At 56.8% G+C, this 26,761-nt stretch carries 22 protein-coding genes and 3 tRNA genes; 23 read left to right on the top strand and 2 right to left on the bottom strand.

What is annotated here, in order from left to right; genetic code table 11:
* Positions 1 to 11: 11 nt before the first annotated feature.
* The 19 genes from leuC (at position 12) to AACY26_RS01740 (ending at position 18,930) form a co-directional block, all read left to right on the top strand.
* Positions 12 to 1,439, top strand: coding sequence for a 3-isopropylmalate dehydratase large subunit (gene leuC, locus AACY26_RS01830; RefSeq protein WP_339510410.1), 1,428 nt, complete (start codon positions 12 to 14; stop codon positions 1,437 to 1,439).
* A 10-nt stretch (positions 1,440 to 1,449) separates the two neighbouring features.
* The gene (gene leuD, locus AACY26_RS01825) at positions 1,450 to 2,097 is read left to right on the top strand and encodes a 3-isopropylmalate dehydratase small subunit (RefSeq protein WP_339510408.1); all 648 of its coding nucleotides are present in this window, start codon (positions 1,450 to 1,452) and stop codon (positions 2,095 to 2,097) included.
* Between the two features lie 47 nt (positions 2,098 to 2,144).
* Positions 2,145 to 2,903 carry a class I SAM-dependent methyltransferase gene (locus AACY26_RS01820; protein ID WP_339510406.1) on the top strand — a complete coding sequence of 253 codons (759 nt, stop codon included), beginning with the start codon at positions 2,145 to 2,147 and terminating at the stop codon, positions 2,901 to 2,903.
* Positions 2,904 to 2,957: 54 nt separating this feature from the next.
* Positions 2,958 to 4,040: a 3-isopropylmalate dehydrogenase gene (gene leuB, locus AACY26_RS01815; RefSeq protein ID WP_339510404.1), complete on the top strand. Its 1,083-nt coding sequence runs from the start codon at positions 2,958 to 2,960 to the stop codon at positions 4,038 to 4,040.
* 52 nt (positions 4,041 to 4,092) lie between these two features.
* Entirely contained in the window at positions 4,093 to 5,205 is a 1,113-nt protein-coding gene (gene asd, locus AACY26_RS01810) for an aspartate-semialdehyde dehydrogenase (protein ID WP_339510402.1), read from the top strand.
* Positions 5,206 to 5,508: 303 nt separating this feature from the next.
* Positions 5,509 to 6,519 carry an aspartate-semialdehyde dehydrogenase gene (locus AACY26_RS01805; protein WP_339510400.1) on the top strand — a complete coding sequence of 337 codons (1,011 nt, stop codon included), beginning with the start codon at positions 5,509 to 5,511 and terminating at the stop codon, positions 6,517 to 6,519.
* Positions 6,520 to 6,673: 154 nt separating this feature from the next.
* On the top strand, positions 6,674 to 9,532 hold the full coding sequence (locus AACY26_RS01800) for a FimV/HubP family polar landmark protein (RefSeq protein WP_339510398.1): 2,859 nt from the start codon (positions 6,674 to 6,676) through the stop codon (positions 9,530 to 9,532).
* Positions 9,533 to 9,535: 3 nt separating this feature from the next.
* Positions 9,536 to 10,420 (top strand): tRNA pseudouridine(38-40) synthase TruA, encoded by an 885-nt coding sequence (gene truA, locus AACY26_RS01795; protein ID WP_339510396.1) that lies wholly within the window; start codon positions 9,536 to 9,538, stop codon positions 10,418 to 10,420.
* Positions 10,421 to 10,512: 92 nt separating this feature from the next.
* The gene (locus AACY26_RS01790; RefSeq protein ID WP_339510394.1) at positions 10,513 to 11,136 is read left to right on the top strand and encodes a phosphoribosylanthranilate isomerase; all 624 of its coding nucleotides are present in this window, start codon (positions 10,513 to 10,515) and stop codon (positions 11,134 to 11,136) included.
* 165 nt (positions 11,137 to 11,301) lie between these two features.
* Positions 11,302 to 12,201, top strand: coding sequence for an acetyl-CoA carboxylase, carboxyltransferase subunit beta (gene accD / locus AACY26_RS01785; RefSeq protein ID WP_339510392.1), 900 nt, complete (start codon positions 11,302 to 11,304; stop codon positions 12,199 to 12,201).
* Complete coding sequence (gene folC / locus AACY26_RS01780; protein ID WP_339510390.1) at positions 12,198 to 13,505, top strand: bifunctional tetrahydrofolate synthase/dihydrofolate synthase; 1,308 nt, start codon at positions 12,198 to 12,200, stop codon at positions 13,503 to 13,505. The genes accD and folC overlap by 4 nt, the downstream gene beginning before the upstream one ends.
* Positions 13,489 to 14,124, top strand: coding sequence for an SPOR domain-containing protein (locus AACY26_RS01775; protein ID WP_339510388.1), 636 nt, complete (start codon positions 13,489 to 13,491; stop codon positions 14,122 to 14,124). Before folC ends, AACY26_RS01775 begins: the two co-directional genes overlap by 17 nt.
* A 67-nt stretch (positions 14,125 to 14,191) precedes the next feature.
* Complete coding sequence (locus tag AACY26_RS01770; protein WP_339510386.1) at positions 14,192 to 14,737, top strand: CvpA family protein; 546 nt, start codon at positions 14,192 to 14,194, stop codon at positions 14,735 to 14,737.
* 58 nt (positions 14,738 to 14,795) lie between these two features.
* Positions 14,796 to 16,301: an amidophosphoribosyltransferase gene (purF, locus tag AACY26_RS01765; RefSeq protein WP_339510384.1), complete on the top strand. Its 1,506-nt coding sequence runs from the start codon at positions 14,796 to 14,798 to the stop codon at positions 16,299 to 16,301.
* Positions 16,302 to 16,352: 51 nt separating this feature from the next.
* Positions 16,353 to 17,564: an O-succinylhomoserine sulfhydrylase gene (locus AACY26_RS01760; RefSeq protein WP_339510382.1), complete on the top strand. Its 1,212-nt coding sequence runs from the start codon at positions 16,353 to 16,355 to the stop codon at positions 17,562 to 17,564.
* A gap of 20 nt (positions 17,565 to 17,584) precedes the next feature.
* Positions 17,585 to 18,352 (top strand): SDR family oxidoreductase, encoded by a 768-nt coding sequence (locus AACY26_RS01755; protein ID WP_339511680.1) that lies wholly within the window; start codon positions 17,585 to 17,587, stop codon positions 18,350 to 18,352.
* 213 nt (positions 18,353 to 18,565) lie between these two features.
* Positions 18,566 to 18,641, top strand: a tRNA-Val gene (locus AACY26_RS01750).
* A 33-nt stretch (positions 18,642 to 18,674) separates the two neighbouring features.
* Positions 18,675 to 18,751 (top strand) — tRNA-Asp (locus AACY26_RS01745).
* A gap of 102 nt (positions 18,752 to 18,853) precedes the next feature.
* Positions 18,854 to 18,930, top strand: a tRNA-Asp gene (locus tag AACY26_RS01740).
* A 239-nt stretch (positions 18,931 to 19,169) separates the two neighbouring features.
* Here AACY26_RS01740 and AACY26_RS01735 read toward each other — a convergent pair.
* Positions 19,170 to 20,213: an AraC family transcriptional regulator gene (locus tag AACY26_RS01735; protein ID WP_339510380.1), complete on the bottom strand. Its 1,044-nt coding sequence runs from the start codon at positions 20,211 to 20,213 to the stop codon at positions 19,170 to 19,172.
* The gene (locus AACY26_RS01730; RefSeq protein ID WP_339510378.1) at positions 20,204 to 21,337 is read right to left on the bottom strand and encodes a carbon-nitrogen hydrolase family protein; all 1,134 of its coding nucleotides are present in this window, start codon (positions 21,335 to 21,337) and stop codon (positions 20,204 to 20,206) included. Before AACY26_RS01730 ends, AACY26_RS01735 begins: the two co-directional genes overlap by 10 nt.
* A 260-nt stretch (positions 21,338 to 21,597) precedes the next feature.
* Between AACY26_RS01730 and AACY26_RS01725 the strand changes: the two genes are divergently transcribed.
* The 4 genes from AACY26_RS01725 (at position 21,598) to AACY26_RS01710 (ending at position 26,731) form a co-directional block, all read left to right on the top strand.
* On the top strand, positions 21,598 to 23,631 hold the full coding sequence (locus tag AACY26_RS01725) for an NADPH-dependent 2,4-dienoyl-CoA reductase (protein ID WP_339510376.1): 2,034 nt from the start codon (positions 21,598 to 21,600) through the stop codon (positions 23,629 to 23,631).
* Between the two features lie 26 nt (positions 23,632 to 23,657).
* A complete protein-coding gene (locus tag AACY26_RS01720) occupies positions 23,658 to 24,071 on the top strand; it encodes a nuclear transport factor 2 family protein (protein ID WP_339510374.1) in 414 nt (137 codons plus the stop codon).
* A gap of 359 nt (positions 24,072 to 24,430) precedes the next feature.
* Positions 24,431 to 25,801 (top strand): chromosome partitioning protein ParA, encoded by a 1,371-nt coding sequence (locus AACY26_RS01715; protein WP_339510372.1) that lies wholly within the window; start codon positions 24,431 to 24,433, stop codon positions 25,799 to 25,801.
* 54 nt (positions 25,802 to 25,855) lie between these two features.
* A complete protein-coding gene (locus AACY26_RS01710) occupies positions 25,856 to 26,731 on the top strand; it encodes a 1-aminocyclopropane-1-carboxylate deaminase/D-cysteine desulfhydrase (RefSeq protein WP_339510370.1) in 876 nt (291 codons plus the stop codon).
* Positions 26,732 to 26,761 lie beyond the last annotated feature (30 nt).

Genomic DNA, 26,761 nt, shown 5'->3' with positions numbered 1-26,761 from the left:
GGAAAACACTGATGGCCGGCAAAACGCTGTACGACAAACTCTGGGAAATGCACGAGGTCAAGCGCCGTGACGATGGTTCGTCACTGATCTACATCGACCGGCATATCCTCCACGAAGTGACCTCGCCGCAGGCATTCGAGGGTTTGCGTCTGGCCCAGCGCAAGCCATGGCGCATCGATGCCAACATCGCCACTCCGGATCACAACGTGCCGACCACCAAGGCCGAGCGTCAGGGTGGCCTGGAAGCGATCAGCGATGAAGTTTCGCGTATCCAAGTGCAAACCCTGGACGAAAACTGCGACGATTTCGGCATTCTCGAGTTCAAGATGAACGATGTGCGCCAAGGCATCGTGCATGTGGTCGGTCCGGAGCAGGGTGCAACATTGCCCGGGATGACCGTGGTCTGTGGCGATTCACACACCTCGACCCACGGCGCCTTTGGTGCCTTGGCCCACGGTATTGGTACTTCCGAGGTCGAGCATGTACTCGCCACGCAGTGCCTGGTCGCCAAGAAAATGAAGAACATGCAGGTCCGCGTCGAGGGCAAGCTGCCATTTGGCGTCACCGCGAAAGACATCGTATTGGCGGTCATCGGCAAAATCGGTACCGCTGGCGGTAATGGCCACGCGCTGGAGTTCGCCGGTAGCGCGATCCGTGAGTTATCGCTGGAAGGGCGCATGACCATCTGCAACATGTCAATCGAGGCGGGTGCTCGCGTGGGCATGGTGGCTGTCGATGAAAAGACCATCGAGTATGTCGCCAACCGTCCATTCTCGCCGAAGGGTGAGCAGTGGGATCAAGCTGTGACCCAATGGCGCGGCCTGGTTTCCGATGCTGACGCGCATTTCGACACCGTGGTTGAGTTGCGCGCTGAAGACATCAAGCCGCAAGTCAGCTGGGGCACCTCGCCGGAGATGGTCTTGGCGGTCGATCAGCATGTGCCGGACCCGGCAGCCGAGACTGACTTGGTCAAGCGTGACTCAATCACTCGCGCGCTGAAATACATGGGTTTGACCGCCAATCAGGCGATCACTGACATTCAGCTTGATCGCGTGTTCATTGGCTCCTGCACCAACTCACGCATAGAAGACCTGCGCGCAGCAGCTGCAGTGGCCAAGGGACGTAAAGTCGCGGCAACCATCAAGCAAGCCATGGTTGTACCGGGCTCTGGCCTGGTCAAGCAGCAAGCTGAAAAAGAAGGTCTGGACAAGATTTTTATCGAAGCCGGTTTTGAATGGCGTGAGCCAGGCTGCTCGATGTGTCTGGCGATGAACCCGGACAAGCTTGGCAGTGGCGAGCATTGCGCCTCTACCTCCAACCGCAACTTCGAAGGCCGCCAAGGCGCCGGTGGTCGCACTCACCTGGTGAGCCCGGCGATGGCTGCCGCTGCAGCTGTGACTGGCACTTTTATTGACGTTCGTGAATTGATTCAGGCCTGAGGAGACCGCTATGAAAGCTTTTACCCAACACACCGGTCTTGTTGCGCCGTTGGATCGCGCCAACGTCGATACTGACCAGATCATTCCCAAGCAGTTCTTGAAGTCGATCAAGCGTACCGGCTTTGGCCCGAACCTGTTTGATGAGTGGCGTTATTTGGATGTTGGTCAACCGAATCAAGACAGCTCCAAGCGCCCGGTGAACAAGGACTTCGTCCTTAACTTCCCGCGTTATCAGGGTGCAAGCGTGTTGCTGGCCCGTGAGAACTTTGGCTGTGGTTCAAGTCGTGAGCACGCACCTTGGGCGCTTGAAGAGTACGGCTTCCGGACCATTTTGGCCTCAAGCTTTGCTGACATTTTCTACAACAACAGCTTCAAGAATGGCCTGTTGCCGATCATCCTGGCTGAAAGCGAGATGGATGAGCTGTTTGAGCAGGCCGAGGCGAATGAAGGCTATCAACTGACGATTGACCTTGAAGCACAGGCAGTCACCCGTCCAGATGGTAAGCAGTACAGCTTTGAAGTCGATGCGTTCCGCAAGCATTGCCTACTCAATGGTTTGGATGACATCGGCCTGACCTTACAGGACAGTGATGCCATTCGCGCCTTCGAGGAAGGTTATCGTCAGCAGCAACCTTGGTTGTTTGGCGCCATCAAGTGATTCAAGCCTGCTCAAGCGAGACTTGATTGCAGGTTGAGGCAAGGCATATGAGTGATCACAATCAGGTTGTCGAGCGCCAGTTTGGCGAACAGGCCAACGCTTATTTGAGCAGTGCGGTGCACGCCCAAGGTAGCGAGTTTGCCTTGTTGCGCGAAAGCGTTGCAGCGCGGCCGGGTGCCCGGGTGCTCGACCTGGGTTGTGGCGCGGGCCATGTCAGTTTTCAGGTGGCGCCGCTAGCGGCTGAAGTGGTGGCATACGATTTGTCTCAGCAGATGCTGGATGTGGTAGCGTCTGCCGCCGCCGAGCGTGATTTGGCTAACATCCGCACCGAATGCGGCCGGGCTGAGCAGCTGCCCTTTGCTGATGAGCAGTTCGATTTTGTCTTCAGCCGCTACTCGGCGCATCACTGGCGTGATGTGGGTCAGGCCCTGCGTGAAGTGCGTCGGGTATTGAAGCCGGGCGGTGTGGCTGCATTCATTGATGTTGCTGCGCCAGAGTTGCCATTGCTGGACACGCATTTGCAGACAGTCGAGTTGCTGCGCGATACCAGCCATGTGCGGGATTATTCGCCGTCACAATGGTCGCGGCTGGTGGGTGAGGCGGGTCTGGTGCAGACCCGTTGCAGCCGCCAACGCTTGCGCTTGGAGTTCAGCAGTTGGGTCGAGCGCATGCGCACTCCGCAGCTGTTTCGCCAAGCCATTGTGGCTGTGCAGCAGGCGGTGGGCGAAGAAGTTCGCGAGTATTTTGAGATTGCCCAAGATGGCTCATTCAGTACTGATGTCTTGTTGCTCTGGGCCCAACGTTAAATAGATCAGCATTAAATATGTGTTGGCGCCGCTAGCGCCGTTTGAGAGGAAAGCATGAGCAAACAGATTCTGGTTCTTCCTGGTGATGGCATTGGCCCGGAAATCATGGCCGAGGCTGTCAAGGTACTGGAACTGGCGAGTGAAAAGTTCCAATTGGGTCTTGAACTGACTCATGACGTGATCGGTGGCGCTGCTATCGACAAGCACGGTGTGCCCTTGGCAGATGAAACCCTGGAACGCGCACGCAATGCTGATGCGGTATTGCTCGGCGCGGTTGGCGGCCCGAAATGGGACAAGATCGAGCGCGATATCCGTCCTGAACGTGGCCTGCTGAAAATTCGTGCGCAACTGGGCCTGTTTGCCAACCTGCGTCCGGCTATCTTGTATCCGCAGTTGGCTGATGCTTCGTCGCTCAAGCCAGAGGTGGTAGCAGGCCTGGATATCCTCATCGTGCGCGAACTGACTGGCGGCATCTACTTTGGCGCGCCGCGTGGCACGCGCGAACTGGAAAATGGTGAGCGTCAGGCTTATGACACTCTGCCTTACAGTGAAAGTGAAATCCGTCGCATCGCCCGTGTTGGCTTTGATATGGCCCGGGTTCGCGGCAAGAAACTCTGCTCGGTCGATAAAGCCAACGTACTTGCTTCCAGCCAACTGTGGCGCGAAGTGGTCGAGGAGGTTGCCAAGGATTACCCGGATGTCGAGCTGTCGCATATGTATGTAGATAATGCGGCGATGCAGTTGGTGCGCGCGCCAAAACAGTTCGATGTGATGGTCACTGATAACATGTTCGGCGACATTCTGTCGGATGAGGCCTCGATGCTCACCGGCTCTATCGGTATGCTGCCTTCAGCCTCGCTGGATGCCCACAACAAGGGCATGTACGAGCCGTGCCATGGTTCTGCACCGGATATCGCCGGCCAAGGCGTTGCCAACCCATTGGCGACCATCCTGTCGGTGTCAATGATGCTGCGTTACAGCTTCAACCAGGTTGAAGCGGCCAGCGCCATCGAGAAAGCGGTAAGCAATGTGCTTGACCAGGGCTTGCGCACTGGCGACATCCATTCGGCGGGCACCACCAAGGTGGGTACTGTCGCAATGGGTGATGCGGTCGTCGAGGCACTGCGTAGCTTGTAATTCTTCGCGCGGCTGACGAGTTTCAGTCGCGATTCATATAGGTGTAGTGGTTATGAAACGTGTAGGTCTTATCGGCTGGCGTGGCATGGTTGGTTCCGTGCTGATGCAGCGCATGCTTGAAGAACAGGATTTCGATTTGATCGAGCCGGTATTCTTCACCACATCCAATGTTGGTGGCCAGGGGCCAGCGGTGGGCAAAGATATTGCACCGCTGAAAGACGCCTACAGCATTGATGAACTCAAGGGGCTGGATGTCATCCTGACCTGCCAGGGCGGCGACTACACCAACGATGTATTCCCTAAGCTGCGTGAAGCAGGATGGCAGGGCTACTGGATTGACGCGGCATCATCGCTGCGCATGAATGACGACGCCGTAATCGTCCTGGACCCGGTCAATCGCAAGGTGATCGACCAGCAGCTCGATGCGGGCACCAAGAACTACATCGGCGGCAACTGCACCGTCAGCTTGATGCTGATGGGCTTGGGCGGTCTGTTCGAGGCGGGCCTGGTTGAGTGGGCAAGCGCCATGACTTATCAGGCTGCAAGCGGCGCCGGTGCGCAGAACATGCGCGAGCTGATCAAGCAAATGGGCACCATCAACAGCTCGGTGGCTGAACAGTTGGCTGACCCGGCGAGCGCCATCCTGGATATCGACCGTCGTGTCGCCGAAAGCATGCGCGGTGAAGGTTTCCCCGTCGATAACTTTGGCGTGCCACTGGCTGGCAGTCTTATTCCTTACATCGACAAGGAGCTGCCAAACGGGCAGAGCCGAGAAGAGTGGAAGGCGCAGGCTGAAACCAACAAGATTCTCGGCCGCTTCAAGAGCGCAATCCCGGTCGATGGCATCTGTGTGCGCATTGGTGCCATGCGTTGCCACAGCCAGGCGTTGACCATCAAGCTGAACAAAGATGTGCCGATCTCGGATATCGAAGGCCTGATCAGCCAGCACAACCCTTGGGTCAAGCTGGTGCCGAACCATCGTGAGCAAAGCATTACCGACCTCAGCCCGACTGCTGTCACTGGTACTTTGAGCGTGCCTGTTGGACGTCTGCGCAAACTCAATATGGGGTCGCAGTACCTGGGCGCATTCACGGTTGGCGATCAACTGCTGTGGGGTGCGGCCGAGCCGTTGCGCCGCATGCTGCGGATCCTGCTGGAGCGTTAATTAACGGCGCTTTTTGCACACAGGCATTAACCCGGCATAAAGCGAGCTAAGCAGCTATCGTATAAACGATTCCTGTTAAGCTCGCTTTATGCGTTTATAAGTTGCATTTTGCATAACTTGTGTCGGGCGGACAGCGCTTTTTGGTCCGCCATCATCCTTGGCAAAGACTCGGCAAGATCAATGATCCTCGGTGGACAAGCTTCGCGTTGTCACACCCTAGGATTAAGCTTCGCACTTTGACACCTTACGAGCAGGGGGATGTTTTTACCTTGCCGTGTTGATCAGTAACCTCGTGAGTTGAGTATGACCCCTAGCTTGGATGTAGCAGTAGTAGGCGCCACCGGCAGTATTGGTGAGGCGTTGGTGCAGGTTCTGGAAGAGCACAAATTGCCGATTGGCACTTTGCACGCCTTGGCGGGTACTGAGTCGGCTGGGCAAACGGTCAGCTATAAGGGGCGAAACCTGCGCGTTCGCGAGGTGCAGGCATTTGATTTCAGCACTGTACTGCTGGTGTTCTTTGCCGCAGGGCAGAGTGTGACTGCGCAGTACATCGACAAAGCTCGCGCTGCAGGCTGCATGGTTATCGACCTGGCTGGAGGCTTGCCCCCGGAACAGGCGCCGCGTGTGGTTCCGGAAGTGAACCCGCAGGCCTTGGAGAAGCTCGATGCGCCTTATGTGGTTACCAGTCCAGCGTCGGTCAGCGTGGCCTTGGGTTGCGTGCTGGCAGCGCTGCGGCAGGTCATCAGCGTGGAGCGAATCAACCTGACGGCTTGTCTGGCGGTTTCGAGCCGCGGCCGAGAAGGGGTCAGTGAACTGGCCCGGCAAACGGCTGAGCTGCTCAATGGTCGCGCGTTTGAGCCGCAGCTATTTGGTCGGCAAATGGCTTTTAATATGTTGGCGCAGGTAGACCAGCCAGATCAGCAGGGGCATGGCCTGCTTGAGCGGCGTGTGGCTGGCGAGTTAAAGGAATTGCTGGCTGAGCCGAAGTTAAGGATGTCAATAAACTGTATCCAGGCGCCGGTATTTTTTGGCGATAGCCTGAGCCTTTCATTGCAAACCACTAAAGCTGTTGATCTTGCTAAAGTTTGTGATGCCTTGCAGCGTGCTCCGGCGCTGGAGTGTGTAGAGTTCGAGGATTATCCGACTGTAGTCGGTGATGCAGTTGGCCAGGATGTTATCTATGTTGGGCGCGTTCGGGCGGGTCTCGACGATCCTGCAGAACTTAATTTGTGGATTGCGTCTGATAATGTGAGGAAAGGCGCAGCCATAAATGCTGTGCAGTTAGCTGAGTTATTGATAAAACACTATCTGTAAAAGATACTTAGCTGGTGATTTAAAGAATTTTTCGAGCTTGGCACTACGGGTTCGGAATGTATCTGGATGGGGAATCGCGTTTCGCGAATGTAGGCAGACACATTCTGGGTCGTTTTGTACGCCGAGATAAAAGAAAAAAACAAGGGATTAAAATATGCTTCGGGTTCGCAAACTGGTGCTGGCAATGGCAGCTGCTTCGGCGCTGTCCTCCGGTATGGCGCACGCGCTGGGTCTGGGTGAAGTCACTCTGAAATCCTCGCTGAATCAACCATTGGAGGCGGAAATTGAGTTGGTTGAAGCCAGAGATCTGGCCCCCAATGAAGTCCTGCCGAGCCTGGCGTCCCCGGAAGAATTCAATAAGGCGGGGGTTGAGCGTCAGTTCTTCCTGACTGACCTTAAATTTACCCCGGTGATCAAACCGAACGGTAAAAGCGTGATTCGCGTTACTTCAACCAAGTCGGTGCGTGAACCGTACCTGAACTTCCTGGTTGAAGTGCTTTGGCCAAATGGCCGGCTACTGCGTGAATACACGGTATTGCTTGATCCACCCCTGTATTCACCGCAAGCCGCTGCTGCTCCCCGTGCTGCGGTCACCGCCCCCATTGCACGTCCGGCCCCGCGTCCTGCTGCACGCCCAGCTACGCAGGCGCAAGCGTCACGCCCAGCAAGCAATAGCGCAGCCAGTACTGCTGCGCCAAGCACGGTTGCGAGCAATCAATACCGCACGCAGAAGAATGACAGCTTGTGGGAAGTTGCCCAGCGCTCGCGCCAGAATGGCAGCATTCACCAGGCCATGTTGGCAATTCAGGACCTGAATCCCGATGCCTTTATTGATGGCAACATCAACCGCATGAAAAGCGGTGAAGTGCTGCGCCTCCCAACCCAGGCTGATATCAATAAGCGCTCGCAAGCCGAGGCTCTGGCCCAGGTTAATCAGCAAAACTCCGCTTGGCGTGAAGGTCGCAGCGCGCCTGCCGGTGCACGCCAGCTTGATGCGACCAAGCGTGAAGTAGCGGGTGCAGCGCCTGCGAGTGCTGAAGCGCAAGACAAGCTCAAGCTGGTCTCGGCCGAGTCGGGCAAGGCAACTGCTGGCAGCGATAAAGGCCAGGCTGATAGCGACGCAGTCAGTAACAAGCTCGCCGTGACCCAGGAAAGCCTGGATTCGACGCGCCGTGCCAACGAAGAACTGTCCAGTCGCATGGCTGACCTGCAAAGCCAGGTCGATAAGCTACAACGCCTGATCAAGCTTAAAGACGACCAACTGGCCAAGTTGCAGGCAGATCTGGCCAGCCAAGGTGGCGCAGCTGCAACGCCAGGCGCCGCCACTGATGGTGCTGCAGCGCCTGAGCAAACACCACCTGCAACAGCTGCCGATGCCACCCAGCCTGAGCCGGCAGCACCCGTAGCCGATGCACCTGCCGCCCAGGTGCCGGACACAGCTCAGGAGCCTGACTTCAACTACAGCGAAGAGCCTGCTAGCCAGCCTGAAGCACCTGCACTCGCTGCGGCTCCAGCACCTGAGTCCCAGCCAGCTCCGGTCGATACCCCGGCGCCCGCCAAGCCAGTTGCTCCAGAGGCTCAGCCTGCTCCAGCCCCAACTTCGATGGTCGATGACCTGTTAGCCAATCCAATGCTGCTCGGCATCGTTGCCGCTGGTGGCTTGCTGGCTTTGCTGGTCGTGCTGATGATTATCTCGCGTCGCAAAGCGATGAAAGAGTCCGAGTCCGCTGACGACAGCCTGGAGTCAGACAATAGCTTTGCGGCAGAGTCTGATTTGCCAGACGATGATTTTGCCGGTTTGAATGATGATTTCGATCTGGGCAACGATCAGGCTGAAGTCGCAGCCGAGCAACCGACTATCCCGCAGACCTCGGATGTGCTGGGTGAAGCCGACATCTACATTGCTTATGGGCGTTTCAATCAAGCGGCCGAGTTGCTGCAAAACGCTATTAACGACGAGCCTGAGCGCAGTGATCTGCACCTCAAGTTGATGGAAGTGTTCGCTGAGATGGGTGACCGTGAAGGTTACGCTCGCCAGCAGGAAGAATTGCGTGAAATGGGTGGTGCAGCGCAAGAGGTTGCACAGCTTAATGCCAAGTACCCGGCAATGGTAGGGCTGGCAGGTGGCATGGCCGTGGCAGGTGCTGCTGCCGCTGACAATGAACTCGACAGCTTTAGTCTCGATGACTTGACCATGGATGACGTCGACTCAGCGGCTAATCCGCCTCAGGCTGCGGACGTTGATGACTCGTTCGATCTGAGCCTGGATGATCTTGAGTCCGAATTGGACAGCCAGTTGCAATCCAGTGCCAACACAGATCTGGATAGCACTGACCTGGATAGCTTTGATCTGGACGACGAACTTGGCCAAGCGGCTAATACGCCAGTTGCAGCCCAAGACGATGACCTGGGGTTCGAGCTGAGTCTGGACGAGGACGCTGAGAAAGATACAGGACTGGCAGGCGAGCTGGCTGACTTCGACTTTGATCTGGACAGCACGCCAGCCAGCGAAGCCGCTGTCAATAAGCCGGTAGATGCAGGCGCGGACGATGACTTCCTGCTGAGCCTGGATGATGCAGATCTGTCACCAAGCACTGATCCGGTATCTGACGCGACACTGCCGGGCGCGACTGATGATGGCTTCGACCTGTCGCTGAACGATGATCTGGCTGATCTTGCATCTGAGGAAAAACCTGATAACTTTGCCGCCCAACTGGATGAAGTCACGGCTGAACTCGATCAACTGAGTGAAAGCCTTGAGCAACAGAAAGCAGCTGATGAGCTTGATTTGCCAGAGTTCACCGAGGCGTCCTCTGTTGCCGCTTTTGAAGACGAAGATGATTTCGACTTCCTGTCTGGCACTGATGAGACCGCGACCAAGCTTGATTTGGCGCGCGCTTACATCGACATGGGCGACTCAGAGGGTGCACGCGACATCCTTGATGAAGTAGTTGCTGAAGGTAATGACGATCAACAGAAAGAAGCCAAAGAGTTGATCGATAAACTGGTTTGATAAATGTCTGATGCTCTACCTGCAACGGCGGCCGAAAGGGCCGCCGTTGGCGTTTTCAAAATAGCCCTTGGGGTTGAATACAAAGGCTCCCGCTATCGTGGCTTCCAGCGCCAGAAGGCAGGTGTGCCTTCTGTCCAGGAATCGCTTGAAAAAGCTATTTCGAAAGTGGCCGGCGGTGCGCCCATAACGCTAAGTTGTGCCGGACGCACCGATGCCTTGGTCCATGCCAGCGCGCAGGTGGTGCACTTCACCACCACGGTCGAGCGCAGCATGCATGCCTGGACCATGGGCACCAACATGAACCTACCGGGTGATATCAGCGTGGCTTGGGCCAAGAGCATGCCTGAGCATTTTGATGCGCGTTTTTGTGCCCAGGCCCGGCGCTACCGCTACGTCATCTACAACGACCAGATCCGCCCTGCGCACATGGCCGAGGAAGTGACCTGGAATCACCGTCCGCTGGATGTGGAGCGTATGCGTTCAGCGGCCCGGTTCTTTGTGGGTACTCATGACTTTAGTGCCTTTCGGGCGCGCCAATGCCAGGCCAAATCACCCATCAAGACCGTTCATCACCTGCAGTTGCTGGAGCATGGCCGTTTTATCGTGCTGGATATTCGTGCCAATGCATTCTTGCATCATATGGTGCGCAATATCGCCGGTGTGCTGATGACGATTGGGGCTGGCGAGCGACCTGTCGAGTGGGCCAAAGAAGTGCTTGAGACCGGAGTGCGGCGTACCGGAGGCGTGACGGCGCATCCTTATGGCCTGTACCTGGTCCAGGTTGACTACCCCGCGGAATTTGATCTGCCCAAGCGTTATCTGGGGCCGCACTTTCTCTCAGGCTTGCCAGATGTCATGGCTGAAGGCGAGGGTGGGGTGAATACCTAGTTTCAGCACTATTTATGATGCAGATGCCTCAGTCTGCACGTTAAGCTGTCAAATAGTGTGCCTTGTACCTGTCCCAAAGAGGAAATCAGTCGTTGTCAGTCGTTAGAAGCAAGATTTGCGGTATTACCCGACTTGAAGATGCGCGTGTTGCGGTGGCGGCAGGCGCAGACGCGATTGGTTTTGTGTTTTATGCCAAAAGCCCGCGAGCCGTCACCATCGAGCAGGCCCAGGCTATCATTGCGCAGCTGCCGCCCTTTGTGACAACGGTCGGCCTGTTTGTCGATATGCCGCGTGAGCAGTTAAGCCAGCTACTTGAGCAGGTGCCGTTGGACCTGTTGCAGTTTCATGGCGATGAAACCCCGGAGCAATGCGAGGGCTTTGCTCGCCCTTATATCAAAGCCCTGCGCGTTCAGGCGGGTGACGATATTGCCCGCCGGATTGCGGCTTACACTTCGGCCAGCGGGGTTTTGCTTGATACCTTCGTCAGCGGCGTGCCAGGTGGAACCGGGCAGGCATTTGACTGGTCGCTGGTGCCGCAAGGGCTGGAAATGCCGATTATTCTGGCTGGTGGGCTCACGCCTGATAATGTACAGGCTGCGATCAGGCAGGTAAAACCCTACGCAGTTGACGTCAGTGGTGGGGTCGAGGCGAGTAAAGGCCTCAAGGATTCGAGCAAGGTGCAAGCCTTTGTTCACGCAGTACGCAGCGCGATGTGACGGTTTATTGAGCTTGGCCGTCCATAAACCTATTGCATGTGCTGTAGTGCATGCCCCTGGCGTTGAGCGCCACGGGCGCCGGCTAGGCCGGGCACTGCAGGCGCCATTTGTTTGAATATGCAGTGTTGCTGACATATTCAGAACCACAGCTTGGGAGAGAAGAGCATGAGTAACTGGTTGGTAGATAAGCTGATTCCGTCGATCATGCGTTCTGAGGCGGCTAAGAGCTCAGTACCAGAAGGCCTCTGGCATAAATGCCCGTCTTGCGATGCTGTTTTGTATAAACCAGAGCTCGAGAAGACGCTTGATGTGTGCATCAAATGCAACCATCACATGCGCATCGACGCGCGTACGCGCCTGGATATCTTCCTTGATAAGGAAGGTCGCGAAGAGATCGGAGCTGATCTTGAGCCTGTCGATCGCCTGAAATTCCGCGACAGCAAGAAGTACAAGGACCGTCTGGTCGGTGCACAGAAGCAGACCGGCGAGAAAGACGCATTGGTCGCCATCAGCGGCACGCTTGAAGGGATGCCGATTGCCACCTGTGCTTTTGAGTTCTCCTTCATGGGCGGCTCGATGGGCGCCGTGGTCGGCGAGCGTTTTGTGCGCGCTGCCAATGTCGCCCTTGAAAAGCGTTGCCCGCTGGTGTGCTTCTCGGCCTCGGGTGGTGCGCGTATGCAGGAAGCCCTGATTTCCCTGATGCAGATGGCCAAGACCTCGGCGGTACTGGCGCGTATGCGTGAAGAAGGCTTGCCGTTTATCTCGGTGCTCACCGATCCTGTCTACGGTGGCGTATCGGCCAGCCTGGCCATGCTTGGCGATGTGATTGTTGCCGAGCCCAAGGCGTTGATTGGCTTTGCCGGTCCACGGGTGATCGAACAAACCGTGCGTGAGAAACTGCCTGAAGGTTTCCAGCGCAGCGAGTTCCTGATCGAACACGGCGCCATCGACATGATCATTCCGCGCAGTGAGCTGCGCCCACGTCTGGCGCGCCTGCTTGCGCAAATGCAGCACTTGCCAACACCTAGCGTCAGCAACTCTGTAGTCGAGACGGCTTCTGCATGAGCCAACGCTCTCTAGCTGATTGGCTGGCGTACCTGGAGCAATTGCATCCCAGCGCCATCGATATGGGGCTAGAGCGCGCTCGCCAGGTTGCGCAGCGTTTGGGGCTGGACAAGCTGGCCCCGTTGACCGTGACTGTTACTGGTACCAACGGCAAAGGATCTACCTGCGCCTTTATGGCTTCATTGCTTGAAGCGCAAGGGCTCAGCGTCGGGGTCTACAGCTCGCCTCATCTGCTGCGCTACAACGAGCGTGTGCAAATCGCCGGTGAGCTAGCCAGTGATGAGCTGCTCTGTGAAGCATTTGCCGCCGTGGAAGCAGCGCGTGGCGATATTTCCCTGACCTATTTCGAAATGGGCACCTTGGCTGCGTTCTGGCTGTTCAAGCGGCAACAGCTTGATGCCGTAGTGCTTGAAGTTGGGCTGGGTGGGCGTCTCGATGCGGTTAACCTGGTAGACCCGGATATCGCCGTAGTCACCAGCATTGGTGTCGATCACGTCGAGTGGCTGGGCGACAGCCGTGAGTCTGTATCCATTGAAAAGGCCGGCATCTACCGTGCTGGCAAACCTGCCTTGTGTGGTGATCTGGATCCGCCGCAGCCGCTGCTTGATTGTGTTGCTGAGCTTGATGCGCCTTTTTTCCTGCGTGGCCGTGATTACGATCTGGCTACAGGAGAGCAGGTTTGGACCTGGCGCGGTACCGATATACATGGCGCTGTGTTGGAACTTATTGACCTGCCATTGCTCGATTTACCCATGGAAAATGCCGCGCTGGCGCTGCAAGCCTATGCGCTGACGGGCCTTGCGTGGCAACCAGAAAAAATTCGCCAGGCATTGCTGCGCACGCGCGTAACCGGGCGCCTTGATCGTCGTCAGTTGATTTGGCAAGCAAAGCCACTCACGCTGTTGCTGGATGTTGGGCATAATCCCCATGCGGCCGAGTATCTGGCGCGACGTTTGGCGCTGAAGCCTGTCACTGGTAAACGTTCTGCCGTATTTGCTCTATTGGCAGATAAGGACTTGGCAGGTGTGGTAACGCCATTAATTCCACATGTTGCCCATTGGGCTGTGGCACCATTGCCGACAAACCGTACGCGACCGGCGGCAGAGTTGGCCCGGTATTTAATAGATTGTGCCGCGCCGGTAGCGGTATTTGATGATGTGTGTTCTGCATTGGATGCACAATGCGCTAAAGCCTCGGCAGGCGATGAAATTGTTCTGTTCGGGTCGTTTTATTGTGTGGCCGAGGCCTTGGAATGGCTGACGGGCCATACCACGGGAGTAGGTCAGGATGGCTTTGCTGGATAAAAACTTGCTGCAACGTATTGTTGGCGCTTTGGTCTTGCTGGCCTTGGCGATTATTTTTATCCCCATGCTGCTGTCTCGTCAGGATGACATGCAGCGCGTGGTGGTCGAGGCTCCGAGCATGCCGCAAGCGCCGGCGATGCCTGAAATCGAAATGCAGCCGGTCACAGTGCCCAAGCCGCAAATCATTGACGAGGCGCCTGAGCAGCAGGATCAAGGTCCGGAACCCATCACCGCGATCACTGACGAGCCTGAAATCAACCCAGTGCCGGCCACGCCGCCGCCAGAAGTGCGCGAACAGGCCAAGGCCGATGCGGCTGCACGTGCCGAGCAATCTGCTAAGCCTGCCGAAAAGCCTGCCCAGCGTCTGGACGCCAGCAGCCTGCCGGTGAGTTGGTCGGTTCAGTTGGCCAGTTTATCCAGTCGCAGCGGTGCGGAAAACCTGCAAAAGACCCTGCGTGCGCAAGGCTACAACGCCTATATCCGTACCTTTGAAGGCATGAATAGAGTCTTTGTTGGCCCTCTGGTTGAGCGCGCCGAAGCGGATCGCCTGCGGGATCAGTTGAACCGCAAGCAGAAACTAAACGGATTTGTTGTTCGTTTTAAACCAGAAAGCAGTTGATCGACCGCTTACTCGTAGCGCCTTGCTCTGTTAAAATACAGCGCCATTTCTGTTGGTAGCCTTAATCGTGGCATTTACCTGGGTCGATTGGGCCATTATCGCCGTTATCGGCGTATCAAGTTTGATCAGTCTGAGCCGTGGCTTTGTCAAAGAAGCCTTGTCGTTGCTCACCTGGATTATTGCGGGCGCCGTTGCCTGGATGTTTGGCGGCGCACTTTCGCACCACCTCGAAGGATTTATCCAAACCCCGTCGGCTCGAGTCATCGCCGCCTGTGCGTTGCTGTTCATCGCCACGCTGATGGTCGGTGCGCTGGTCAATTATCTGCTCAGTGAGTTAATTCGGGTAACTGGGTTGTCCGGTACCGATCGCTTCCTGGGCATGGTCTTTGGCGCGGCGCGGGGCGGTTTGTTGGTTGTGCTGTTGGTCGGGCTGGTGAGCCTGGCGCCGGTACAAGAAGATACGTGGTGGCAGCAGTCAACGCTGGTGCCTCATTTTTTATTGGTCGCTGACTGGTCTAAGAACCTTATTTTAGGAATGTCCAGTGAGTGGCTGGCAAGTGGCATCAGTGCTCCGGCTGAGCTGCCGTTTAAACAGGTTCTCACACCGCCTTGATAGGCTGTAATGAGTGCATTGCGATTTAGTTTGTTTCTCAACGTAGGGGTTGCGCCACATGTGCGGCATTGTCGGTATCGTCGGTAAATCGAACGTCAATCAGGCGCTGTATGACGGTTTAACCGTTCTTCAGCACCGCGGCCAGGACGCTGCCGGTATTGTGACCAGTCATGATGGTCGCCTGTTTCTGCGCAAAGACAATGGTCTGGTGCGCGATGTCTTCCAACAGCGCCACATGCAGCGTCTGGTAGGGCACATGGGCATTGGCCATGTGCGCTATCCAACGGCGGGCAGCTCCAGCTCGGCCGAAGCGCAGCCGTTCTACGTCAACTCGCCATACGGCATCACCTTGGCTCACAACGGTAACCTGACCAACGTTGAGCAACTGGCCAAGGAGATTTACGAATCTGACCTGCGCCACGTCAACACCAACTCAGACTCCGAAGTGCTGCTCAACGTGTTTGCGCACGAGCTGGCTCAGCGCGGTAAGTTGCAGCCAACCGAGGAAGATGTATTTGCCGCGGTCAGCCAGGTTCATTCGCGTTGTGTGGGCGGCTATGCAGTGGTTGCGATGATTACCGGTTACGGTATCGTCGGTTTCCGCGACCCGCATGGCATTCGTCCAATCGTCTTTGGCCAGCGCCACACTGACGAAGGCGTTGAGTACATGATCGCCTCGGAAAGTGTTTCCCTGGACGTACTCGGTTTCACCCTGATTCGCGACCTTGCGCCGGGTGAAGCGGTCTATATCACTGAAGATGGCAAGCTGTTCACCCGTCAGTGCGCGGATAATCCACAGTATGCGCCATGCATTTTCGAGCACGTCTACCTGGCGCGTCCGGATTCGATCATGGACGGTGTTTCGGTGTACAAGGCGCGTCTGCGCATGGGTGAGAAGCTGGCCGAGAAAATTGCCCGCGAGCGCCCTGATCACGATATCGATGTGGTGATCCCGATCCCGGACACCAGCCGTACCGCGGCGCTTGAGCTGGCCAACCACCTGGGTGTTAAATTTCGCGAAGGTTTTGTCAAGAATCGTTATATCGGCCGTACCTTCATCATGCCGGGCCAGGCGGCTCGCAAAAAGTCGGTGCGCCAGAAGCTCAACGCTATTGAGCTTGAGTTCCGCGGCAAGAACGTCATGCTGGTCGATGACTCGATCGTGCGGGGTACCACCTGCAAGCAGATCATTCAGATGGCCCGTGAAGCCGGGGCGAAGAATGTCTACTTCTGTTCTGCGGCGCCGGCGGTGCGTTACCCGAACGTATACGGGATCGACATGCCAAGCGCACATGAGCTGATCGCGCATAACCGCAGCACTGAACAGGTTGCCGAGCTGATTGGCGCTGATTGGCTGATCTATCAGGATCTTGAGGACTTGATCGATGCTGTCGGTGGCGGCAAGATCAAAATCGAGAAATTCGATTGCGCCGTGTTCAATGGCGAGTACGTCACTGGCGATGTCGATGAGTTCTACCTGAACAAGATCGAGCAAGCGCGCAATGATTCGACCAAGATCAAATCGCAAGCGGTCAGCGCGATTATTGATCTGTACAACAACTGATACCCTGGGGTCGCTTATGCGGCCCCAGTGCTTTGTTAGAGAGGAATAAAGATGTCTCAAGACTGGGATGCCGGACGTCTGGACAGCGACCTGGAAGGTGTTGGCCTTGAAACGCTGGCCGTTCGCGCCGGTCAACATCGCTCGCCTGAGGCGGAGCACAGTGAGGCGCTCTACCTGACCTCTAGCTATGTGTTCCGCACCGCCGCTGATGCAGCAGCGCGCTTTGCTGGCGAAGTGCCGGGCAACGTTTACTCGCGCTACACCAACCCAACTGTGCGCGCTTTTGAGGAGCGTATCGCGGCGATGGAAGGGGCCGAGCAGGCGGTTGCCACTTCAACCGGGATGTCTGCGATTCTTTCGATTGTCATGAGCCTGTGTTCGGGCGGCGACCATGTGTTGGTCTCGCGCAGCGTATTCGGCTCGACCATCAGCTTGTTTGAAAAGTACCTCAAGCGTTTTGGTGTTGAAGTCGACTATGTGCCGCTGTCTGATCTCGATGCATGGTCTGCGGCATTCAAGCCCAATACCAAATTGTTGTTCGTCGAGTCGCCGTCCAACCCCCTGGCTGAGCTGGTTGATATCGCCGCGCTGGCTGAAATCGCCCACGGCAAAGGCGCGTTACTGGCCGTTGACAACTGTTTCTGTACTCCGGCGCTGCAGCAACCGCTGAAGCTCGGGGCCGATATAGTGATGCATTCCGCGACCAAGTATATCGATGGCCAAGGTCGGAGCATGGGCGGCGTGGTTGCTGGTCGTGGCGAGCTGATGAAAGAAGTGGTCGGATTCCTGCGCACGGCTGGGCCAACGCTTAGCCCATTCAATGCGTGGATCTTCCTCAAGGGCCTGGAAACCCTCAGTGTGCGCATGCAGGCACACTGCGCCCGTGCACAGCAACTGGCGCAATGGCTTGAGCAGCAGCCGGGCATTGAGCGTGTTTATTACGCGGGTTTGCCGAGCCATCCGCAACATGAGCTAGCCAAGCGTCAGCAAAGTGCCTTCGGCGCGGTGGTCAGTTTTGAAGTCGCGGGTGGTAAAGAGGCTGCATGGCGTTTTATTGATGCCACGCGGGTCATTTCGATCACCACTAACCTGGGTGATACCAAAACCACTATCGCGCACCCGGCAACCACTTCCCATGGTCGCCTGTCGCCACAAGAACGTGCCAATGCAGGTATCGGCGATAACCTGATCCGCGTAGCTGTCGGCCTTGAAGATGTGCAGGATCTGCAAGTAGATCTGGCGCGCGGCTTGGCAGCGCTTTGAGTGATAACCCGCAAGCCGACTTGAACCTTGAAGTTGGCGCCCCGACCACTGGCAAGGTTGCGCTGGTGACCGGGGCTGCGCGTGGCATCGGCTTGGGCATCAGTGCCTGGTTGGTTGCCGAAGGTTGGCAAGTGGTATTGGCTGATCTGGACCGTGCTCGAGGCTCGGTTGTGGCCAGGGCGCTGGGCGAAAACGCCTGGTTCGTAGCCATGGATGTCGCTGACGAAGAGCAAGTTGCTTTAGGCGTTGCCGAAGTGCTTGGCCAGTTTGGTCGGCTTGATGCGTTGGTCTGCAATGCCGCGATTTCCGAGCCGCACAGTCTGGATCTCGAAAACCTCAACCTGGCGCGCTGGAACAAAACCCTGGCAATTAACCTGACTGGCCCCATGTTGCTGGCCAAGCATTGCGTGCCGTATTTGCGTGCTCACCGTGGCGCAATCGTTAACCTGACCTCAACCCGTGCGCATCAATCAGAAGCCAGTACTGAGGCTTATGCGGCGAGCAAGGGCGGCTTATTGGCCTTGACTCATTCGCTGGCGATCAGTCTTGGGCCAGATGTGCGGGTTAATGCGGTCAGTCCGGGCTGGATTGACACCCGTGACCTCAGCGAGCAACGCGCCGAGCCGTTATCGGCCTCTGATCATGCACAGCATCCGGTTGGGCGGGTGGGTAATGTGCAGGATGTCGCGGCGCTGGTGGCGTGGTTGCTGTCGAGTCGCGCCGGGTTTGTCACCGGCCAGGAGTTTGTGGTTGACGGTGGCATGACGAAGAAGATGATTTATCAATAAACGTCGATGTCGGCATCTGTAGCGGCTTGGCTGTCTCATCGGTTTTTATACGACTGCGCAGGACTAATTTGTACTGGCTTGATCAGCAAATGATCAGTCACCGATTCAGCGCTTTCAGATTTCAATTTATTTGCCCTGTTTTGAGAAAAACTTTAAGCAGGCTATTGACTTAGGTGCGACCCACGCGTAAATTTCGCGTCCTCGCAAAGCCAAGGGTGATTAGCTCAGCTGGGAGAGCATCTGCCTTACAAGCAGAGGGTCGGCGGTTCGATCCCGTCATCACCCACCACTTTGTGAATCTGGATGAAAGTCCGGGAAATGCGCAGCGGTAGTTCAGTTGGTTAGAATACCGGCCTGTCACGCCGGGGGTCGCGGGTTCGAGTCCCGTCCGCTGCGCCATATTTTCCATGACGAGTTTACTCGGCATGAGGTAAGCACAAGCCAACGCGGTTGTACTACCAGATGAAGTGACCTGTTTCAGGGTGCAAGCCCAAAGAACATGCAGCGGTAGTTCAGTTGGTTAGAATACCGGCCTGTCACGCCGGGGGTCGCGGGTTCGAGTCCCGTCCGCTGCGCCAAATACGAAACCCTCAGATAGCAATATCTGAGGGTTTTTTATTGCCCGCAATTTGCTGTCATGCAAGCGTCATCTCGACTTTTTAAACTGCATCCACGCGGGGTTGGCTCGCGTCGATCAGTGTAGGGGAGTCATGCTATGGAAGACTATCAAGACGAATTGCTGGAAGCGCAAGCCGTTGAGCTGGATGTGCCTGAGTTGGCTGAGGATGCGACCGAGTTGTAATCCCGGCGTGTCGTTTCAGTTACCTAGGCGTTGTGCTCGGCGAAACTCGCCTGGGGTTTGCTGGTTCCAGCGTTTGAATGCGCGCTGAAAGGCCTCTGCCGAGGCAAAGCCAAGCAAGTAGGCAATCTCGCCAAAGGCCAGTTCTGTATCGCGAATATAGGCCACCGCTAAGTCATGGCGCGTCTCATTGAGGATGGCGCGAAACTGGGTGCCTTCCTCTGCCAGCTTGCGGCGCAAGGTCCAGGTTGGCATTTGCAGGCGTGCGGCCACTTCCTGCAAGTCAGGCTCGCGACCGTGCAGCAGCGGCCCTAATAATTGAATGATGCGCTCACGCAGGCTGCGGGTGCGGGTCAATTGTTCCAGTTCGCGTTCACACAACTCTTGTAGATGCAGCCAGGTGCTTGGGCAGTGTTGCGGGTTGCGCAGGTTGAGCGTGGCCTGGCTCAGGCGCAGCTGGTTATGCTCAGCCGCAAACTCAACAGGACAGGCCAGTGCGGCTTGATAGGCGTCGCTGTAATGCGGGGCAGGGAATTCGATATGTGCCCGCTCCGGGGCGATGGGCTGCTGGGCAACCTGTTCCAGTTGTTGGGTCCAGCCGGCAAGCACCGAATCAATTACAAAGCGGTTGTAGGCGTTGTACGGGCTGATTGAGTAAAAGCGCAACCAGGCGCCTTGGTTGTCTTCAGCGAAGCTGGCGTGGCCGCGATAGTTCGAGGCATACAACGGCTCAAAGCGAACCAGGCTGCGCGCTGCCTGGCGCACGGTCGGTGCCTGGGCAGCGGTTACGCCAGCGAGGCCCAGTTGGCCTAGACGACTGAGTTTGCCCATGATCAGGCCCAGGTCCGGCTGGCCGGTTTGTTCTATGGCAGCGTGACCCAGGCGCATATAGCGCGGAATCGACAGGCGTGCCCGGGGTGTTGCCAGGCGTGCAGGGTCGAGGCCGTAACTGTCGAGAAGTGCGAGCGGGTCTTGCCCGCAACTGCGCATAGCCTCGGCCAGGCTGTCGACAAAACCCACCGAGAGGTCGCCAAGGCGGATGCGCGGGTTTGTTACAGCCATAGGTTTACGAGGTGGGCGCCGCGCTTGTCACCGGCAATTGCATGCTGCTTGCCATCACTTACAACGCTGCGTCCATCAATGCCCATGCGCCACAATTGGCCGCGCATAAACACCATGGCACCGGCGCGTGCGCCACTGTCTTGCAGGTGGTTGGGGATCGCCAATTGTTGCCAGGCTTGGCCCTCACTGACGCTGTTGTCGGCCAGTGTGGGTACCTGCGGTTTGACGGCGTGCTTGTAGCCTTTCCAGGGCTTGTTCCACTGTGCCTTGCCTTTGACGAACCCAGGCACCGCCAACAGCTCGGTGTCTAGCTTGGCGAGCGCTGCGTAGCTGGCGGGATACCAGCTGTCGGTGCCGATCAATACCGCTAGACGCCCGGCGGGGGTGTCGAATGTGTGCAATTGCTCAATGGGGGCTGCCGCGATGATGCTGCGTTCGCGGCTTGATGGGTAGACCTTGCGCTGCGGCTGGCCAATGGCTTTGCCGTCAGCGCCATAGACCACGCTGATGTTGTACAGCGGGCCTGTGCCGATCCGCAGGGCACCGTCTTCATTGCGTGGCTCTGGCAAGACAATAGAGCCAGCAACCAGGGTGATGCCAAAGTCCTTGGCCAGGCCACTGAACAGGCTCTGGTAATCAGCGGCCATTTGCTCGGCCTTGAGGCGAAACAGCGCGTCGCTGAAATCTTTATTGCTTGGGGTTCCGAGCAGGGCTTGCGGTACGCCGAGCGGGTGGCTGGCGGCTAGCCACTTGATGGCCTCTTGCAGGCTGTCACTTTTGTAGAACTCGGGTTTTTCCCCTGCGGCAACCAGCCAGGTGCCTATGTGTTCGGGCAGGATGGCAATGGTTTTGGCGTTGAGCAGGCCCTCTTCGCGCGCCTTCTCAAGATAGGCCGCAAGTTTGAGGTGCAGGCTTTCACGGCTCTGATAGTCACTGGCAAACAGCAAAGGCTGTATGCCAAGCAGGTTGCCGCGGTCAGCAGGCTGGCCCTGGTTGACGCTGATTTCGCTACTCAGGTCGGTAAGGATGATGCCAACGTCGGGACGCTGCTGTGCCCAGTAGACATAGCCACCGGCGCTGCCGAGCAAGAGGATAAGAATGCTGATAGTAATAAATAGGCGCATGGTCGTTCAGCGTTGAGGGTTCGGTTCTCAGGGTAGGTGAGCGCATGGCTGTTGCCAAGAGGGCGCTGCGCATTTGAATCAATAAGTTGTTAGTTAGAGTCATTGAGCTGTGCGCTGGGGCTATTTATCGTGCTCTGCATACCGATCGCGATTCATCCGCAGGCGGCAGAAGCATCGCGCAGGCAACTTGCCCTGTGCTGGGCGCCACCTGCATCAATAGAAATCGCGGCATACCGTGAATGCTTGATGTGGAGACTTCCATGAACGCTCTGTACCCGAACCTGCTGGCCCCGCTGGATCTTGGTTTTACCACCCTGAAAAACCGTACCCTGATGGGCTCGATGCACACGGGGCTGGAAGAGAAGCCGGGTGGGTTTGAGCGCATGGCTGCTTATTTTGCTGAACGTGCCCGTGGCGGTGTTGGCTTGATGGTGACTGGCGGCATCGGCCCTAACGTCGAGGGCGGGGTTTATTCTGGCGCCGCCAAGCTGACCACGGTTGAAGAGGCCGAGCAGCACAAGATCGTGACCCGTGCCGTGCACGAGGCGGATGGCAAGATCTGCATGCAGATTCTTCACGCGGGCCGCTACGCTTATAGCCCCAAGTCCGTGGCACCCAGCGCCATTCAAGCGCCGATCAACCCTTTCAAACCCACCGAGCTGGATGAAGAGGGCATCGAAAAGCAAATCCAGGATTTCGTCACCTGCTCAAAGCTGGCACAGCAGGCTGAGTATGACGGTGTTGAAATCATGGGTTCCGAAGGTTATTTCATTAACCAGTTCCTGGCCGCGCACACCAATCAGCGTACTGACCGCTGGGGTGGCAGCTACGAAAACCGCATGCGTTTGCCGGTAGAAATCGTCAGCCGGGTGCGTCAGGCCGTTGGTCCTAACTTCATCATTATCTATCGTTTGTCGATGCTCGATCTGGTCGAAGGCGGCAGCACTTGGGAAGAAATTGTGCAGTTGGCCAAGGCCATCGAGCAAGCCGGCGCCACTTTGATCAATACCGGCATTGGCTGGCACGAAGCGCGTATCCCCACCATTGCGACCAAGGTTCCGCGTGCGGCCTTCACCAAGGTCACGGCCAAACTGCGTGGTTCGGTATCGATTCCGCTGATCACCACCAACCGTATCAATACACCGGAAATTGCCGAACAAGTCTTGGCTGAAGGCGATGCCGATATGGTTTCAATGGCTCGTCCATTCCTGGCTGACCCCGACTTTGTGAACAAGGCGGCAGAAGGCCGTGCTGATGAAATCAACACCTGCATCGGCTGCAACCAGGCCTGCCTGGATCACACCTTTGGCGGCAAGCTGACCAGTTGTTTGGTCAACCCGCGTGCATGTCACGAAACCGAGTTGAATTACATTGCCACCAGCGCGGTTAAGCACATTGCCGTGGTCGGTGCAGGTCCTGCTGGTCTCGCCGCTGCTACGGTTGCCGCCGAGCGCGGTCATCAGGTCACGCTGTTTGACAGCGCTGCTGAGATCGGTGGCCAGTTCAACGTTGCCAAGCGAGTGCCGGGCAAAGAGGAGTTCTTTGAAACCCTGCGTTACTTCAAGCGCAAGCTGGAAACCACCGGGGTCGACCTGCGCCTGAACACCCGGGTCGATGTTGATGGGTTGCTTGCCGGTGGTTTTGATGAAGTGATACTGGCAACCGGTATTGCCCCGCGTACGCCAGAAATCCCTGGTATTGATCATCCCAAGGTCATCAACTACCTCGACGCCATCTTGCAGCGCAAAGCAGTGGGCCAGAAGGTTGCGGTCATCGGTGCGGGCGGTATTGGTTTCGACGTATCGGAGTTCATCACCCATGCCGGCACGGCTACCAGCCTGGATCGTGATGCCTTCTGGAAAGAGTGGGGCATTGATGGTCTGTTAGAGGCGCGTGGCGGTGTCGCGGGTATCAATGCCGAGCCGCATACGCCTGCGCGCCAGGTTTTCCTGTTGCAGCGCAAGAAGACCAAGGTGGGCGATGGTCTGGGTAAAACCACCGGTTGGATTCACCGTGCGGGTCTGAAGAACAAGCAGGTACAGATGCTCAATAACGTGCAGTACCTCAAGGTGGATGATGCTGGCCTGCATATCAGCATTGCCGATGCCGAGCCGCAGGTATTGCCGGTCGATACCGTTATTGTCTGCGCTGGCCAGGACCCGCTGCGTGAGCTGCAAGAGGGGTTGTTGGCTGCTGGCCAAAGTGTGCATCTGATTGGTGGCGCGGATGTGGCTGCCGAGCTGGATGCCAAGCGTGCAATCAATCAGGGCTCGCGACTGGCCGCTGAAATTTAATCGATAAGCCCAACTGAGGAGTAGAGATGACAGCATTAGCGGTTAAGCCAAATATTGCCCCAGTCATGCAGCAATGGCATGGGATGATTGCCAGCAAAGATCTTAGTGGTCTGCCAGCATTACTGCATCCGGATGCTGTCTTTCGCTCTCCCATGGCGTTCAAGCCATATGCTGGTGCGGACAAGGTGGCGATGATCCTCAATACCGTAATCAAGGTATTTGAAGACTTCACCTACCACCGTGAGTTGGTGTCGGCAGATGGCTTGAATGTGGTGCTGGAGTTCAGCGCCAAAGTGGCTGATCGTGAGCTGAAGGGCATCGATATGGTGCGCTTTAATGAACAGGGCCAAATTGTCGAGTTCGAGGTTATGGTCCGGCCCATGAGTGGCTTGCAGGCATTGGGCGACGAAATGGGCAAGCGCCTGCGCGGCGCGCTCTAGTCGGCTGAGCTGAGTCGGTACTTGGGTGGCATCGTGCGTGCCGTCCAAGTCGGGCTCGAAACTGACATAAAATGTCTCATGCTGACAGTTTGTACCAATCCCATCACAGTTTTGCTGTGCAGTTGAGTCGGATTGTTCCTGTGGCAAGACGACTGCCAACCCAGTCACATTGCTGATCTACTCTTTTCCCCTAGACTCGCTCAAACGGCTGTCATGTGCCTGACTGCTGGTGCGCGCCAGTTACTGGCCTGTGATTTTAGGCGTTATTATCGCCCGAGGATGTTCTGCTCCTCTGGGCTGGATACTGAGCCGCGCGCAACGTCAGATGAGTGTTGTCAATCTAGCTTTGAGGGAATCGGATGAGCATGCAGAACAAGCCGCAGATGGTTGATGCCGTGATGTTCTTCAGTGAACACGGTGGTGTCTGCAAGCAAATGTTCTTCACCGAGTTTGAAGCCCTGCTCGATGGCATGGTCAATATGCCGGAGTTCGCTGACCAGCAGGTGCGGGCGGCTTACTTGATGATCAATCCGCGGCTGCTGATTCGTTCGGTGGTGTTCTTCTACCTCGACTTCGATGAAAAGGGTGTTCCAGACAACGGTTGGAATATCCCGCTGCAGCATTTGGCTGAAAAGTCCGGGCGTGGTCCCGACATGGGCGCTGGCCCGATCCGCTTGGCATGTCGTAGCCAGTGCCCGGTGTCATGGCACCAGATGCACCTTTGGGACCCGAATCTGGCTCCTGGCCAGAATGATCTGGTGATTTTGCGCGACGTGGTCAAGGCCAATCAGCTGGGCCTGCTGATCGAGGATGACAGCGCCCAGTCGGTTGTTGCCGAACGCTTGCAGATGGTCTCGGATGACAAGTGGTACTCGGCTGATCCTGCTCTGGAAGAGGCGCAAAAGGTCGCTGAAAAGTTGAATCAGGAGCAGCGCCTGAAAGCTGCACAGCTGATCAAGCAGCAGCGCTTGCGTATCGGTAGCCTGAGTCTTCAGCACGAAGAAGAGCTGGCCAAGCTCAAGTTGGCCAGCGAGAAACACCGAGAAGTCATTGAGGCCAAAATGGCCCTGGTGCAAAAAGCCCTGGCGCAGCAGAAGGAACTCAATGCTGATCTGAAAAGGCAGTTGGCGGAACAAGCAGCCAGTTTTCAGTCATCACGGGAGAAGATGACCGAGCAACTGCGTACGCTGCAAACCAATGGACGCAGTGAAATCGACTTGATGCGCGCCCAGTTCGACAGTGAGATGCAGGCCAAAATTGCCTCGGCCGTGGTTGAGTACAAAGAGCAAATTGCCATTCGTGATGTCGAGCTGGCTTATCGTCAGGAGCTCGACGGTAAGCTCCAGCAGGAGATCGATCGCCTTAACAGCGAGCGGGAACAGCTGACGGGTCAAAGTGGCGACCAGATTCTCGAACGCCTGTCGAACCTGGGCATGGTATTTGTGGTTTATCATCCTGGGGCTGGGCACTTGACCGTTGCCCTGCAAGATATTGCTCGCTACCAGGAAAACCCGCTTGCCTATGCCGCATCCAAATGTTTCGTCTCAGAAGAACAGTACAGGCAGTGGTTGGCGCATTATCAACAGCCAAGCTGCGAAGCGCTGTTGGCCAATGGACAGCGTTGCGCTATCCGTATTGATCGAATCGATGCGCCAAGCCGCTTCAAGCCCGGAGACTCCAACTGTTGCGCCCGCCACAAGGATGCCGAGCGCATTAGCACCGTGGGGTGATCTGCATTGAAACGGCCTGAGTGGAGGCCGACAGCCCCCGTACAGCGACTAAACTTGTATTGGTTGGCAAACGCTGGGGTCGAAGTGGCGGTGCTGCGCCTTGACCTGATTGACCCGCAGGTCAGCGGCAATAAATGGTTCAAGCTGGCGCCCTATATCGAGGCTGCAGTCGAGCAAGGCGCCCAGGGCCTCATCAGTCTGGGCGGCGCCCATTCCAATCACTTGCATGCCCTGGCTGCAGCAGGTAACCGCTTTGGCTTTCAAACCGTTGGTTTGATGCGTGGAAATCCCCAGCAAACGCCGACCACCGCTGAACTCGAACAGTTAGGCATGGGCTTACACTGGCTCGGCTATGGCGGTTACCGTGGGCGTAATCTGCCAGGGTTTTGGCAGCCATGGCGTTCACGTTACCCGCAGCTGCTGCCCGTTCCGGAAGGCGGTGGTGGCTTGCTTGGCGCCCAGGGCTGCCAATCGCTGGTCGAAATGGTGCGCAGCCAGCTGCCGCAGCTTGATTGGCCTGATTATCACGCTTGGTGGCTGGCGGTGGGGACTGGTACCACCTTGGCTGGGTTGGTTCTGGCCGAAGCCGGAGCACACCCGGTCTACGGTGCTTTGGCTGTTCCGGCAAGGCATGGCGCTCAATTGCAGATTTCCAACGTATTGACCCAGGCACAGCAGGCCGATCAAGGGTATCGCTTGCTCGATGCCGCGCGCGGTGGCTTCGCCAAAGTCGATACGCTGTTGCTGGATTTTATGCAGGCTTGTGAAGCTGAGTCGGAGATGCTGTTCGAGCCGCTGTACACCGCCAAGGCACTACTGGCCTTGCGTGATCAAGTCGAGCAGGGCGCATTCCCCCGAGGAACACGGCTGATATTTGTCCATACTGGCGGTCTGCAGGGGCGCGCAGCCGCCTTGGCTAAAGGCTTGTAACGGAACTGTCGCGACTAAGCTGTCTCTGAT

The organism is Pseudomonas sp. RL_15y_Pfl2_60 (assembly GCF_963970595.1).
Taxonomy (GTDB): domain Bacteria; phylum Pseudomonadota; class Gammaproteobacteria; order Pseudomonadales; family Pseudomonadaceae; genus Aquipseudomonas.
This window is presented reverse-complemented; position numbering and strand designations above follow the sequence as displayed.

Bases quoted from the DNA above. Each gene is read 5' to 3' on its own strand.
- leuC (WP_339510410.1), top strand. From the start codon at position 12: ATGGCCGGCAAAACGCTGTACGACAAACTCTGGGAAATGCACGAGGTC.
- leuD (WP_339510408.1), top strand. From the start codon at position 1,450: ATGAAAGCTTTTACCCAACACACCGGTCTTGTTGCGCCGTTGGATCGC.
- AACY26_RS01820 (WP_339510406.1), top strand. From the start codon at position 2,145: ATGAGTGATCACAATCAGGTTGTCGAGCGCCAGTTTGGCGAACAGGCC.
- leuB (WP_339510404.1), top strand. From the start codon at position 2,958: ATGAGCAAACAGATTCTGGTTCTTCCTGGTGATGGCATTGGCCCGGAA.
- asd (WP_339510402.1), top strand. From the start codon at position 4,093: ATGAAACGTGTAGGTCTTATCGGCTGGCGTGGCATGGTTGGTTCCGTG.
- AACY26_RS01805 (WP_339510400.1), top strand. From the start codon at position 5,509: ATGACCCCTAGCTTGGATGTAGCAGTAGTAGGCGCCACCGGCAGTATT.
- AACY26_RS01800 (WP_339510398.1), top strand. From the start codon at position 6,674: ATGCTTCGGGTTCGCAAACTGGTGCTGGCAATGGCAGCTGCTTCGGCG.
- truA (WP_339510396.1), top strand. From the start codon at position 9,536: ATGTCTGATGCTCTACCTGCAACGGCGGCCGAAAGGGCCGCCGTTGGC.
- accD (WP_339510392.1), top strand. From the start codon at position 11,302: ATGAGTAACTGGTTGGTAGATAAGCTGATTCCGTCGATCATGCGTTCT.
- folC (WP_339510390.1), top strand. From the start codon at position 12,198: ATGAGCCAACGCTCTCTAGCTGATTGGCTGGCGTACCTGGAGCAATTG.
- AACY26_RS01775 (WP_339510388.1), top strand. From the start codon at position 13,489: ATGGCTTTGCTGGATAAAAACTTGCTGCAACGTATTGTTGGCGCTTTG.
- purF (WP_339510384.1), top strand. From the start codon at position 14,796: ATGTGCGGCATTGTCGGTATCGTCGGTAAATCGAACGTCAATCAGGCG.
- AACY26_RS01760 (WP_339510382.1), top strand. From the start codon at position 16,353: ATGTCTCAAGACTGGGATGCCGGACGTCTGGACAGCGACCTGGAAGGT.
- AACY26_RS01735 (WP_339510380.1), bottom strand. From the start codon at position 20,213: ATGGCTGTAACAAACCCGCGCATCCGCCTTGGCGACCTCTCGGTGGGT.
- AACY26_RS01730 (WP_339510378.1), bottom strand. From the start codon at position 21,337: ATGCGCCTATTTATTACTATCAGCATTCTTATCCTCTTGCTCGGCAGC.
- AACY26_RS01725 (WP_339510376.1), top strand. From the start codon at position 21,598: ATGAACGCTCTGTACCCGAACCTGCTGGCCCCGCTGGATCTTGGTTTT.
- AACY26_RS01720 (WP_339510374.1), top strand. From the start codon at position 23,658: ATGACAGCATTAGCGGTTAAGCCAAATATTGCCCCAGTCATGCAGCAA.
- AACY26_RS01715 (WP_339510372.1), top strand. From the start codon at position 24,431: ATGAGCATGCAGAACAAGCCGCAGATGGTTGATGCCGTGATGTTCTTC.